The 12,921-nt window shown below is 70.3% G+C and carries 10 protein-coding genes; 8 read left to right on the top strand and 2 right to left on the bottom strand.

What is annotated here, in order from left to right; translation table 11 throughout:
* Nucleotides 1-33 precede the first annotated feature (33 nt).
* The 3 genes from ACIBAG_RS28850 (at nucleotide 34) to ACIBAG_RS28840 (ending at nucleotide 3,278) form a co-directional block, all read left to right on the top strand.
* Nucleotides 34-756: a class F sortase gene (locus tag ACIBAG_RS28850; RefSeq protein ID WP_399108862.1), complete on the top strand. Its 723-nt coding sequence runs from the start codon at nucleotides 34-36 to the stop codon at nucleotides 754-756.
* A 116-nt stretch (nucleotides 757-872) separates the two neighbouring features.
* Nucleotides 873-2,771 carry a molecular chaperone HtpG gene (gene htpG, locus ACIBAG_RS28845; protein WP_399108861.1) on the top strand — a complete coding sequence of 633 codons (1,899 nt, stop codon included), beginning with the start codon at nucleotides 873-875 and terminating at the stop codon, nucleotides 2,769-2,771.
* Between the two features lie 96 nt (nucleotides 2,772-2,867).
* Nucleotides 2,868-3,278, top strand: a complete 411-nt coding sequence (locus ACIBAG_RS28840) for a VOC family protein (RefSeq protein ID WP_399108859.1) — start codon at nucleotides 2,868-2,870, stop codon at nucleotides 3,276-3,278.
* A gap of 15 nt (nucleotides 3,279-3,293) precedes the next feature.
* On the opposite strand, the gene ACIBAG_RS28835 is transcribed toward ACIBAG_RS28840, so the two are convergent.
* Both ACIBAG_RS28835 and ACIBAG_RS28830 read right to left on the bottom strand, forming a co-directional pair.
* Complete coding sequence (locus ACIBAG_RS28835; RefSeq protein ID WP_399108857.1) at nucleotides 3,294-3,608, bottom strand: hypothetical protein; 315 nt, start codon at nucleotides 3,606-3,608, stop codon at nucleotides 3,294-3,296.
* Nucleotides 3,609-3,941: 333 nt separating this feature from the next.
* A complete protein-coding gene (locus ACIBAG_RS28830) occupies nucleotides 3,942-6,185 on the bottom strand; it encodes a WD40/YVTN/BNR-like repeat-containing protein (protein ID WP_399108855.1) in 2,244 nt (747 codons plus the stop codon).
* 268 nt (nucleotides 6,186-6,453) lie between these two features.
* On the opposite strand from ACIBAG_RS28830, the gene ACIBAG_RS28825 reads away from it, so the two are divergent.
* The 5 genes from ACIBAG_RS28825 (at nucleotide 6,454) to ACIBAG_RS28805 (ending at nucleotide 12,828) form a co-directional block, all read left to right on the top strand.
* Nucleotides 6,454-7,920 carry a Y4yA family PLP-dependent enzyme gene (locus ACIBAG_RS28825; protein WP_399108953.1) on the top strand — a complete coding sequence of 489 codons (1,467 nt, stop codon included), beginning with the start codon at nucleotides 6,454-6,456 and terminating at the stop codon, nucleotides 7,918-7,920.
* Nucleotides 7,917-9,248: a pyridoxal-phosphate dependent enzyme gene (locus tag ACIBAG_RS28820; RefSeq protein ID WP_399108853.1), complete on the top strand. Its 1,332-nt coding sequence runs from the start codon at nucleotides 7,917-7,919 to the stop codon at nucleotides 9,246-9,248. Before ACIBAG_RS28825 ends, ACIBAG_RS28820 begins: the two co-directional genes overlap by 4 nt.
* A 4-nt stretch (nucleotides 9,249-9,252) precedes the next feature.
* Complete coding sequence (locus ACIBAG_RS28815) at nucleotides 9,253-10,470, top strand: aminotransferase class V-fold PLP-dependent enzyme (RefSeq protein ID WP_399108851.1); 1,218 nt, start codon at nucleotides 9,253-9,255, stop codon at nucleotides 10,468-10,470.
* A gap of 95 nt (nucleotides 10,471-10,565) precedes the next feature.
* On the top strand, nucleotides 10,566-11,336 hold the full coding sequence (locus tag ACIBAG_RS28810) for a class I SAM-dependent methyltransferase (protein ID WP_399108850.1): 771 nt from the start codon (nucleotides 10,566-10,568) through the stop codon (nucleotides 11,334-11,336).
* A 364-nt stretch (nucleotides 11,337-11,700) separates the two neighbouring features.
* Complete coding sequence (locus ACIBAG_RS28805) at nucleotides 11,701-12,828, top strand: GNAT family N-acetyltransferase (protein ID WP_399108848.1); 1,128 nt, start codon at nucleotides 11,701-11,703, stop codon at nucleotides 12,826-12,828.
* Nucleotides 12,829-12,921: the final 93 nt, after the last annotated feature.

Here is a 12,921-nt window from a genome sequence, read left to right as displayed (position 1 = left end):
GTCCCCTGCCCTGCCCCAATGAGGTGGTGCCCGATGGCCGACGGCCGTCCCCCGTCCCCCGAAGCCGACCAGGCCGCTCCCGACACCATTTCCCTGCCCTCTCAGCGCATAAGGCGCACGGCAGTGGCGTTGTTCTGGAGCGCGGTCGCCGCCATGGTCCTGGTGGTGACCCTGCCCGACGGCCGGCACGAGGCGTCCGAAACCCATCGCGCACCGCACGCTCCCTCCGTCGTCGAGTCGTCCGCCGAGCCGGAGGGCGCGGGCAAGCCGTCCGCGCACACCCGGCGAGCCGAGGGCAAGCATCTGCCCAGGTCACGGCCGGTCCGTCTGATCATCCCCAAGATCTCGGTCGACGCGCCCTTCACCGACCTCGCCATCGGCAGCTCGGGCCAGCTCGAACCCCCGCCGGCCAACGACACCAACCTCGTCGGCTGGCACGCCAAGGGAGCGTCTCCCGGTGAGGTGGGCACGTCGATCATCGCCGGGCACGTGGACACCCAGACGTCCGCCGCGGTGTTCGTGAGCCTGAGCGAGCTGAAGAAGGGCGACCGCTTCCAGGTGCTGCGCGCGGACGGGCGCAAGCCCTCCTTCGTGATCGACAGCGTGGAGACGTTCGACAAGGACAGCTTCCCCAGCAAGCGGGTGTACAGCGACACCCCCCGGGCCCAGGTCCGGCTCATCACCTGCGCCGGCGACTACGACCGCAGTGCCAAGGACTACACCGCGAACCTGGTCGTCTTCGCCCATCTCGCCTGACCCGCCGCCGCGTCGGTCCCGGCTCCTTCCCGAACCCCTGCACTCCGCGCTGACCTCGTGTCTTACAGTGACTGCGACCAGTTCCGGTGACTGAACCTGTGAGGTAGTCGCGAACCATGCCGACCGAGACGTTTGAGTTCCAGGTAGAGGCCCGTCAGCTGCTCCAGCTGATGATCCACTCGGTCTACTCGAACAAGGATGTCTTCCTGCGGGAGCTCGTCTCCAACGCCTCCGACGCGCTCGACAAGCTGCGCCTGGAGAAGCTGCGGGACGACACCCTGGACGCCGACGTGTCAGACCTGCACATCGAGATCGACATCGACAAGGAGGCCCGCACCCTCACGGTGCGGGACAACGGCATCGGGATGTCGTACGACGAGGTCGGGAAGCTCATCGGCACCATCGCCAACTCGGGTACGGCGACCTTCCTGAAGGAGCTGCGGGAGGCCCAGGACGCGGCCGGGGCCGAGGGGCTCATCGGCCAGTTCGGCGTCGGCTTCTACTCCGGCTTCATGGCGGCGGACGAGGTGACGCTGGTGACCCGGCGCGCCGGCGAGGGCCAGGGGACCCGCTGGACCTCGCGCGGTGAGGCCACGTACACGCTGGAGACGGTCGACGACGCGCCGCAGGGCACGTCCGTCACGCTCCACCTCAAGCCCGCCGACCCCGAGAACCAGCTCCACGACTACACCTCCCTGTGGAAGATCAGGGAGATCGTCAAGAAGTACTCGGACTTCATCACCTGGCCGATCCGGATGGTCCCGGAGGCCGGCGACGAAGACAGCACGCCCGAGCCCGAGACGCTGAACTCGATGAAGGCCCTGTGGGCGCGTTCGCGTGACGAGGTGTCCGACGACGAGTACCACGAGCTGTACAAGCACATCAGCCACGACTGGCGCGAGCCGCTGGAGACGATCCGGCTCCAGGCGGAGGGCACCTTCGAGTACCAGTCCCTGCTCTTCATCCCCTCGCACGCCCCGCACGACCTGTTCACGCGGGAGTACAAGCGCGGCGTCCAGCTCTATGTGAAGCGCGTCTTCATCATGGACGACTGCGAGGCGCTCCTGCCGCCCTACCTGCGCTTCGTCAAGGGCGTCGTCGACGCGGCCGACCTCTCGCTCAACGTCTCGCGCGAGATCCTCCAGCAGGACCGGCACATCCGGATGATGCAGCGCCGCCTGACGAAGAAGGTGCTGTCCACGGTCAAGGACATCATGACCAAGGACGCCGACCGCTACGCCACCTTCTGGCGCGAGTTCGGCACCGTCGTCAAGGAAGGCCTGGTCACCGACTCCGAGAACAGCGAGGCCATCCTCGCCGTCGCCTCGTTCGCGACCACGCACGCCGACGACGAGCCGACCACGCTCGCACGGTACGTGGAGCGGATGCAGGACGGCCAGGACGACATCTACTACATCACCGGCGAGTCCCGGCAGAGCATCGAGAACTCCCCGCACATGGAGGCGTTCCGGGCCAAGGGCATCGAGGTCCTGCTGCTCACCGACCCCGTCGACGAGGTGTGGGTCGACACCGTGGGCGAGTACCAGGGCAAGAAGCTGCGCTCCGTCACCAAGGGCGAGATCGACCTCGACGCCGAGAAGGACGAGAAGGCCGACGGCGAGCGGGCCAAGCAGGCCGAGGAGTACGCCGGGCTGCTCGGCTGGATGGGGGAGCAGCTGGACGAGGACATCAAGGAGGTGCGCCTGTCGACGCGGCTCACCGTCTCCCCGGCCTGCGTCGTCTCGGACGCGCACGATCTGACACCGGCCCTGGAGAACATGTACCGGGCGATGGGCCAGGAGGTGCCGCGCACCAAGCGGATCCTGGAGCTCAACCCCGACCACCTGCTGGTCAAGGGGCTCAACCAGGCGTACAAGGAGCGGGAGGACCGCTCGGGCCTCGTCGAGTCCGCCGAGCTCCTCCACACGCTGGCGGTGCTCGCCGAGGGCGGTCAGCCCAAGGACCCGGCGCGGTTCGTGAAGCTGGTGGCGGACCGTCTGGAGCGCACCCTGTAGTCGGCGGGGTGGGCCGTGGGCGTGTGCGCGGGCCATTGTCAGTGGCCCGCGCTAGCTTCCTTGGAGTCGGTTTCTGACACCGCTCCAGGAGGATCCATGGCCTCGCGTCTCAACCCCTACATCACGTTCGCCGGTGACGCCCGGCAGGCGCTGGAGTTCTACAAGGAAGTATTCGGCGGCACCCTCGCCCTCAACACCTACGCGGAGTTCGGCCAGAAGGACACCCCCATGGCCGACAAGATCATGCACGGCATGCTCGAGACGCCGAGCGACTTCACCCTGATGGCCGCCGACACCCCGACGGGCGACCACAACCCCGGCAACAACATCGCCGTGAGCCTGAGCGGCGACGACGACGCCGAACTGCGCGGCTACTGGGAGAAGCTCTCCGCGGGCGCCCAGGTGACCGTGCCGATGGAGAAGCAGATGTGGGGCGACGTCTTCGGCATGTGTACGGACCGGTTCGGCATCACCTGGATGGTCAACATCGCCGGGCAGGGCGGCTGAGCGCGGCGCGACGGGTCACCGGTCCGGCAGGAATCCGCTCAGCGCGTCGATGAGCCGGTCGAGCGCCGGCTCCTCGGCGTAGCGGTCGGTCATGACCGTACGGCCGTCGAACCGGAGCGTGTACTGGAACATGTCCGCCGCCTCCGTGTTCATCGAGAAGTCGGAGACGTCGTCCAGCGCCGGGTCACCGAGCAGCGTGCGCAGCTCGGTGAACTCGGCCTTGCCGGTTCGGCGTACGGCACGCCCACCCTGGTCGGAGATGTGCACGGTGCCGTCGCCACGCAGGGTCACCTCCTGGTGGACGCCGGCGAAGCCGCCGGTGATCACCATGGTGACCAGCACCTGATCCGGTCCGGTGACGGGGACCGGTGACGGGCTCCTGGACGCCGAAGGTGACGCCGAAGATGACGCCGAGGGCGACGGTGTGGGCGAGTCCGGTGACGCCGAGGCGGATGCGGCGCGCGAGGTGCCGGCCACCGCATCCGTCGGCTCCGCCACGCTTGCGGGACCTTCGAAGGTGCAGCCGGCCGGCCCCAGTCCCAGCACGCCGGCCACGCACACGACAACCGCCACACGCTCACCGAACACAGGGCACCCACCCGTCGATCGCGGCAACTGGACTGTCCCTACCACGGAACGGGGTGCTGCGGACCCGGTCGGTGGTCAGGGAGTGGTGAGCTCGTAGAAGCCCCTGCCGAAGGTCGCGGCCACCAGTCGGTGGTGACCCGCGTCGTACTCGATGTCGTCGACCGGCACCTGCGGCATGCCGCGGCCGAGCCGCAGCCAGTGGCCGCCGCCCGTGACACTGGTGAAGACGCCCTGGTCGGTGCCGATGTAGAGGATCCCGCCGCGGGCGACGACCAGATCGTTGACGGGCGCGGCCGGAAGGTTCCCCGACAGGTTCCGCCAGTGCCGGCCGCCGTCGGTGCTGCCGTAGACATGGGGCAGCGGGGAGCCTGAGCGGTAGCCGGAGTGCGTGGTCCAGACGCGGTCGGGATTCTTCGGGTCGACGACCACACGCGTCACCCAGGGCAGCCCCTCGGCCAGCTTGGTCCACGTCGTCCCGAGGTCCCGGGTGACCCAGACGCGGCCGTCGTCCGTGCCGACGTACACGGTCCTGCCGTCGCCCGCCGGGGCGATGGAGGTGATCGTGCCGTAGTTGGTGTAGATCGGGTCGGGGCCCGGGCCGCCGCTCAGGTCCTGGCTGATCGGCTGCCAGGTGGCGCCGCCGTCCGTGGAGCGGTTCAGCACCTCCGAGCCGTAGTAGAGGATCTTCGGGTCCCGCGGGTCGAAGACCACCGGGGTGAACCAGTTGCGGCGCTTGTACGTCGTCCGGTCCGCGAAGTACGTGAGTGTGTCGCCGCCGTCGGTGGAGCTGAAGCAGTTGCCGTACTGGTAGCAGGCGAAGACGTTGTTCACATCGGTCGGGTTGATCAGGTTCTCCTCGCCGTCACCACCGAGGTACTCGTTGAACCCCTCCCCGCCCCACGAGCGCAGCGAGCCGTTGTCCTGGGCGCCGCCCGAGATCCTGGTGACGTCCTGCGGGCTGATCGCCGCGCTGTAGAGCTGGGTGTACGGCTGGTGGCGGGACTTGACCCAGCCGCCGTCGCCACCCGAGTCGGAGCGGTACACGCCGCCGTCGTTGCCTAGGTAGACCCGGCCCGGGCGGCGCGGGTCCCACACCATGGCGTGCTGGTCGACGTGCATGCTGGTGTCGTCGGCCGTCCAGGTGGCGCCGCCGTCCTTCGTGGTCATCAGGGGTACGCCGGCCAGATGCACATGCTCGCTGTCCCGGGGATCGATCCACACCTTGCCGAACCACCAGCCGAAGCTGGACTGGGAGCCCGTCAGGTCCTCGTTGGCGGGGGTGCGGGTCCAGCTGTCGCCGCTGTCGGAGGAGGTGTAGAAGCCCTCGAAGGGGCCGCTGGCCTTGTTGACGATCGCATAGAGCCGCTCGCCCGCGACCGCGAGGCCGATGCGTCCCACGTCCGGGCCGGCGGCGGGCAGCCCGCCGCCGAGCCGCTGCCAGGTCGCGCCGTCGTCCGTGCTGCGGAAGACGCCCGAGCCGACACCGCCGTACGTCCGTAGTTCGGGCGTTCGACGGTGGTCCCACAGCACGGCGTAGAGGCGGTCGCCGTCGACGATGATCTCGGTGGCGCCGGTGAACTCGGTCGCGCCGGCGAGGATCCGCTCCCAGGTCGCGCCGCCGTCCTCCGATCGGTAGACGCCACGGTCGCCGCCGCCGTTGTAGAGCGAGCCGGCCGCGGCGACATAGATGCGGCGCGGGTCGGCCGGGTCGACGGTGATGGCGCTGATCGCGCCGGAGTCGCGCAGGCCGATCCGCGTCCAGGTCCGGCCGCCGTCCCGGCTCCGGTACAGCCCCGTCCCCTCGTAGGTGATGCTCCCGCCGCCCGGGTTGGGCTCACCGGTGCCGGCGTACAGGGTGCCGTCGGGGGCGGTGGCCACCGCTCCCATGGCCTGTGTCCAACTGTCGGGCCACACCGAGTGGAACGTCGCCCCGGCGTCCGTGCTGCGCCACAGCCCGCCGCTCGCGGCCGCCGCGTACAGGGTGTCGGCGCGCTTCGGGTCGAGCGCGAGGGACACGATCCGCCCGCCGATGTTGGTGGGTCCGATGCCCTTCCAGCGTCCGCCGACGGTGGGCAGTTCGCGGGCCTGTGCGGCGGCGAGGTCATGGGCGTGGCGCGGAATCGACTGCCCCGGCAGAGTCTTCTGGAGGTAGCGGTACTCCGCGGGAGCCGACGGTCCACGAACCGGCCGGTACACATCCGAAGGGCCGGGCGGCGCGGACGACCCGGCCGGCGGGGTCGGCGCGGCGGCCGCAGGTGCCGCGAGCAACGCGGCGCCGGTGACCGTGGCGAGAACCAGAGACAGCAGACCTCTGCCCATGAAGTTCCTTCCGTCGTCATGGTGATCTCGAGCGGCAATGACGTTACGAGAGAAGGCAGTTGAGCAGAAGGGCGCCCGATGGTCAGCCTGGAGCGTATTGCTGCCTCCGGCACTGGTGGGATCCGGCCGTCCGCTGACGTAACCACCCACGGGGGTAGCTACAGGGCGTAAACCACCGGAAGGAAGGGAAAGGAGCTATACGGCATACCGCGGGGAGTGGTCGTCAGTGCCCGGACTGCCGGGCCGGAAGCACTGGGAGGGGCCGTACATGGGCGGGCAGCCCCTGTATCTCGAACCGCGGCTGGAATCGCGGCTGCGCTCATTGCTGGACTCACCGGACCTGCTGCACACGCTCACCGACGCTCTCGGTTCTCCGCTGAACCTGGTCGTCCCCGACCAACTCGCCGACAATCTTCAGCAGTTCCGTTCCGTCTACGGCAAGCACCACCTGTCCGGCCAGGTGTTCCTCGCCCACAAGGCCAACCGGTCCAGCGCCCTGCTGCGACGGCTCGCCGCCACGGACGCAGGTGTGGACGTCGCCTCGCTGGGCGAGCTGCAACACGCCCTCGGCGCCGGTTTCACGCCCGACCGGATCACCGCCACCGGCCCGAAGAACCCGGAGTTCCTGTGGCTGGCGGCGCGCACATCGGTCACCGTCAGCCTCGACACGCGAGGTGAACTGGACCAACTCGCCACGCTGGTACGCAAACACGCGCTGCCCAGGGTCCGCGTCCTGCTCCGCCTCTCGGGGTTCGAGGCGTCCGGCGTACGGGTGCTGAGCCGCCGGAGCCGCTTCGGCACACCGGTAGGGGAGCTGGATCCCCTGCTGGAGGACGTCGAGCGGCACGCCGACGTGGTCGATCCGGTTGGGGCGGCCTACCACCTGGACACGACGAGCCTCGCTGAGAAGGCCACCGCGTTGGAGGGCTGTCTGCGGGTGCTGGAGGAGTGCCGGAGCCGGGGGCTCAGGCCCCGGGCCGTGGACATCGGCGGCGGCTTCGGCGTCAACTACCTTGCCGACGGCGGACAGTGGGAGCGGTACACGACCGAACTCACGGAAGCCGTCCTCGGCACGCGCCCGCCGCTGACCTACGGCGGCCACGGCTACGGACTGCGCGGCGAGGCTGGCACCCTGCGCGGCACGCTCGGCCTGTACCCCGCCCACCGCCCGGTCGCCGGAGCCCGCTACCTCGACGAACTGCTGGCGCGCCCGGCAGCCTCCTTCGGTGGCCGCCCCTTGGCGGCCCTGCTGCTGGAGCACCTGTACGACCTGCACACCGAACCGGGCCGGGCGCTGCTGGACCAGTGCGGACTGACCCTGACGAAGGTCCTGGAGGTGCGGGACCAGGAGACCGGCGGCCCGTCGGCCGTACGGCTCGCGGCCAAGGCCGACGACGTGGCGCTGGAGGAGCACGGGGTGCTGATGGACCCCGTCGTCGTGCCACGGAACCCGGCCCGCGCCGCCGGCGAACCGGTCGCCGTCCATCTCTTCGGCAGCCGTTGCCTGGAGTCCGACCTGATCACCCGCCGCACGGTCTTCCTGCCCCGCCGTCCCGAGCCGGGCGACCTGCTGGCGTTCGCCAACACGGCCGGCTACTGCATGGACTTCCACGCCACCCGTGCCCAGCACCAGCCCGTCGCCCGCAAGGTCGCCGTCTGGCAGGAGGGCGACACCTGGCGCTGGTGCCTGGACGACCAGTACTGGCCGACCACACCCGTGGGGGGAGCGCAGTGAGGTACGACAGCATCACCGAGGCCATCGGCAACACACCGCTGGTGCGCATCGACCCGGCCGTGCACGGCCTGGGGCACATCGACCTGTACGCCAAGCTGGAACTGCTCAACCCCTTCGGGTCGGTCAAGGACCGGGCGGCCTGGAACATGGCGCGTCCCCATCTGACCGCCGCGGCCTCCGGCACGGGCGAGGGGGCCGGCCAGGTCGTCGAGCTGTCGAGCGGCAACACCGCCAAGGCCCTGGCCGTCCTCGCGGGCATGCACGGCCTGACCTTCAAGAGCGTCACCAACCGGATGCGCATCCCGGAGATCAAGGACCTGCTCCTGCTGCTCGGCGCGGAGATCGAGGAACTGCCCGGCCAGAGCGAGTGCCTGGACCCCACCGCCACCGACGACCCGCTCACCCTTTTCCACCGCGCCCTCTCCGAGCCCGACAGCACGTATCTGCACACCGACCAGTACTTCAACCCGCGCAACACCGAGGCCCACTTCACCGGCACCGGCCCGGAGATCGTCAAGGACCTGGACGGCCGGGCGCCGGACTGGTTCATCGCCTGCGTGGGCACCGCGGGTTCCTCCACCGGCGTCGCCCGCGCCCTGCGCGAACACGACCCCGCCGTACGGGTCGTCGGCCTGGTCGCGGCCAAGTCCGACTTCGTCCCGGGCATCCGCACCATCGACGAGGCGCACGAGGTGGGCCTGTTCGACCCGGGCACCTATGACACGATCGAGTCGGTGAGCGCCGACGACGCGATCGAGGGGATGCTCACCCTCAACCGCCGCTGCGGCATTCTGGCCGGCCCCACCGGAGGCGCCGCCTACTTCGGCGCCGTACGCCAACTACGCGCTGTGGACGAGAAGCTGACGGAGCGCCAGTCGGCCGTCTTCATCGTCTGCGACCGCGTGGAGAGCTATCTGAGCTACGTCCGCCACCGGCGCCCCGATCTCTTCGGCCGCCCACGCCGCAGGAACTCCCCGGCGGACCTGTCGGACGCCGAGATCCGCACGGCACCGGCCGTCGGCGTCGCCGACGCCCAGGCGTGGATCGGCACCGGCGAACCGCTCGTCGTCGACCTGCGCAGCCCCTACGCCTACGCCGCCCTGCACATCGACGGCTCCGTCAACATCGTCGACGAGCTCTTCGAGGAACTCCTGCACGGCGGGCTGCCGTTCAGCCACAACCGCCCGGTCCTGCTGGCCTGCCCGGTCGGCGAGAAATCCGCCCGCTACGCCGCCCTGCTGACCCGGATGGGCCATCCCGACGTCCGCAGCCTCACCGGCGGCATCATCGCCTGGCGCGACGCGGGCGCGCCCCTCGTCCGGGACTGAGCCCATGACCATACCCAGGACCCACAGCCAAGCCGCCTCAGCCATGAAGGAGTTGAGGGACTGGCAGCGCACCCTGCGGGCCCAGTTCCCCATCATCACCGCGCACCCCGAACTGGCCTACCTGGACAGCGCGGCCACCGCCCAGAAGCCACAGGCCGTACTCGACGCCGCCCACGCCTACCTCACCACGACCAACGCCAACGCCGGACGCGGCACCTACCCCTGGGCCAACCGGACCACGACCCTGGTCGAGCAGGCCCGTGACCGGGTGAAGCGTTTCCTCGACGACCCAGCCCCCGAGCGCTCGGCCGTGCACTTCACCAGCGGCACCACCGAGGGCCTGCGTACCGTCGCCCGCGACTGGCTGCCCCGACTCCTCACCGACGGCGACGAGATCGTCGTCCCCGTCGCCGACCACGAGGCGAACATCGCGCCCTGGCTGGAGGCCCAACGGGACCTGGCCCGCCAGGGCGTCCACATCCGCGTCCGGCCGATGCCCTACCAGAGCTCTTCCGGCGACTACGACCACCTCGCGCTCGCAGAACCGGCCGGTGGGCGGACCCGGTTCGTCGCCGCCACCCACGTGCACCACGTCTACGGCGCAGACATGAACGTCCACCGCATCCGCCGGGCCGTCGGCCCGGACGCGGTGATCTGTCTGGACGCGGCCCAGAGCATCGGCCATCTGCCGGTGTCCGTGGCCGAGCTGGACGTCGACTTCGTCGTCTTCTCCGGGCACAAGGCGATGGCCCTGCCCGGCACGGGAGCCGTCTGGGCCCGCCAGGAACGTGGCCCGGAGTTCACACCGGGCGGCTGGTCCGGCACCCCCAACACCGTCGGCATCGCCTCCCTCACCACCGCCCTGGACTGGCTGGAATCCGCCGGGACCGACCGGATCGAGCGGTGGACGGTCGCCCTGGCGGCCCGGCTCACCGACGGGCTGCGCCACCTGGAGGCCTACGAGATCCTCGGCTGCCAGACCAGTCTGGCCGCCGACTCCTCCGTGCAGCGGCGACAGGGCATAGTCACCTTCCGGCACCGTGCCATCGACTCCTCCGACCTGGGCTTCATCCTCTTCAGCCACGGCTTCATGGTCCGCTCCGACAACCACTGCCAAGGAAGCGCGGGGGAGCGGACCGGCTCGGTGCGGGTGAGTCTGCACGTCCACAACACCACCGAGGAGATCGACCGGCTGCTGGCCGTCCTCGCCACCCTCGGGTGATGTACCGCCATGAGAGGTAATGGGAACCGTTTCCAGCTGTAGGGTCTGGCGCAGACAGTGCGGACAGATGCGGAACGGCGAGGTGGCGCGACGGAATGGGGCTGAGCCTGGCGACGGCCGAACGGTGGGTGGAGCGCTGGGAACTCCAGCAGCAGCGGTACGCCGTCGACCGAGAGGAGCGGTTCACGGTGATGGCCGATGTCGTCGAGCTGTCCGTGGTGGGCCGGGACCGCCCGGCGATCGTGGACCTCGGCTGCGGTCCCGGGTCGCTGGCGGCGCGGCTGGCCCGGCGGCTGCCGGACGCCGACATCGTGGGCGTGGACATGGACCCGCTGCTGCTGGAGCTGGCCCGCACCCACCACGCGGACGCGGCCCGCTATGTCGACACGGTGATCGGGGAGGAGGGCTGGACCAAGGCCCTGGATCTCGACCGGCCCCTGGACGCGGCTGTGTCGACGACGGCCCTGCACTACCTGGACGTCGACACCCTGCGCCGCACCTACCGGCAGCTCGCGGCGGTGCTGCGGCCCGGCGGCGTGCTGGTCAACGGCGATCACTTCCCGCACGACGACGGTGTGCTCGCCGAACTGGCCGGACACGTCGGACGCCGCCACGCCGCACGCCGGGACGACTTCGCTCACGAGGACTGGGCCTCCTGGTGGACGGCCGTCGCACAGGACGCCGAGCTGGCCGACCTGCTCGCCGAACGCCGACGCCGCCTGCGGCCGCCGGTGACCGGGGCGGCCGGCGGTGCGGGGCGCCTGTCGCCGTCCGCGCATCAACGGCTGCTGCGCCAGGCGGGGTTCGGGCACGCGGGTGTGGTCTGGCAGTACGGCGACAGCCACGTCCTGGTCGCGGTCCGCTGACCGAGGGGCGAGGCGCCCAAGAGACGGGGCGTTGTGCAAAACGTTCTGGATCCCTGGCTTGTGACGCATGAGCGACACAGCGCTCTACCGTCCGGCCGTCTCCTGGTGAGCGGCTGCGACGTGCTGCGCGTTCCGCCGGAGGGCGAGCGCGAGGTCCTCCCGGCGCGGGACATCGTGGCGGTTCCCTCTGCTGTCCGTCGGTCGGGGCCTCACCAAGCCCAGCTAAAGGATCGCCCCGGCACCTTGACAGTGTGCGTACGGTTTCGCGACGTTTGAGCCTCGTCACAAAGTTCGACATGGGGGAAAATGTGGCGAGGCGCCGATAAGCGCGCCTTGGGGGGATTCTGGGGGGAGCGGTATCGCCATGCGATCCACGAGCGCCATCACGATTCACAGACCCGAAGAGCTGAGCGAGTCGCTGCGCCGGGCGTGGCACCGCGCGATGGACGAGTCACCCGACTACGCCAACCCCTTCCTGGCACCGGAGTTCACGATCGGCGTGAGCAGGTACCGCGGTGGGGCCCGGGTCGCGGTGCTGCACGACGACGGGGAGGCCGTCGGCTTCCTCCCCTACGAGCGCAACGCGTACGGGGTCGGCCGGGCGATCGGTTTAGGTCTCTCCGACTGCCAGGCGCTCGTGCACCGGCCGGGCGTCACCTGGGACCCCCGCCAACTGCTGCGGTCCTGTGGGCTGTCGGTCTTCGAGTTCGATCACCTCGTCGCCGAACAGCGGCCGTTCGGCCCGTACGTCACCGGGACGTTCGCCTCCCCCGTGCTCGACCTGAAGCCAGGCGACGGCGACTACCCCGAGTGGCTGCGCGCCACCTACCCGGGGCTCGCCAAGACGACGCTGAAGAAGGAGCGCCGGCTCGGCCGGGACGCGGGCGAGGTGCGGTTCGTCTACGACGAGCGCGACCCGCGCGTGCTGCGCACGCTCATGCGGTGGAAGTCCGCCCAGTACCGCAGGACGGGGCGGATGGACCGGTTCGCCAAGCCGTGGATCGTGAGCCTGGTCGACCACTTCTTCCAGGTCCGCGAGGAGCACTTCACCGGCATCCTGTCCGTCGTGTACGCCGGTGACCGGCCGGTCGCCGCGCACTTCGGGCCTCGGTCGCGCACCGTGTTCGGCGCCTGGTTCACGGCGTACGACCCGGAGTTCGGCTACTACTCGCCAGGGCTGATGATGCACCTGCGGATGGCCTGGGCGGCGGGCCGCGGCGGCGTGACGCTGATGGACATGGGACGCGGCGCGAAGGAGTACAAGGACTGGCTCAAGACCCGTGAACTCCGGGTGGCCGAAGGGTTCGCCACCCGTCCGCACCCGGTGGCGGCGGCCCACCGGATGTGGCGCAGACCGGTGCGTGGCCTGAGAAACACGGTCCTGGCCCATCCCAGGCTGCGCGAGCCCGCCGACCGGCTGCTGAAGACCGTCGGCACGCTGCGCACCTCGGGCCCGACCCATTCCCCAGGGCTGGGAGCCCGCGCCCGCTGAGCCGGGCCCACCCCGGTCACGCGTCGCAGCCTTCCCCCACCCCTGCCGCGGCGGCCTCGAACGACGTTCGAGAGTGCACACCGCCCCACCGGG

Source organism: Streptomyces sp. NPDC051243 (genome assembly GCF_044455405.1).
Lineage (GTDB): Bacteria > Actinomycetota > Actinomycetes > Streptomycetales > Streptomycetaceae > Streptomyces.
Note: the sequence above shows the minus strand (reverse complement) of the source record. Positions and strands in the feature narration are given on the sequence as shown.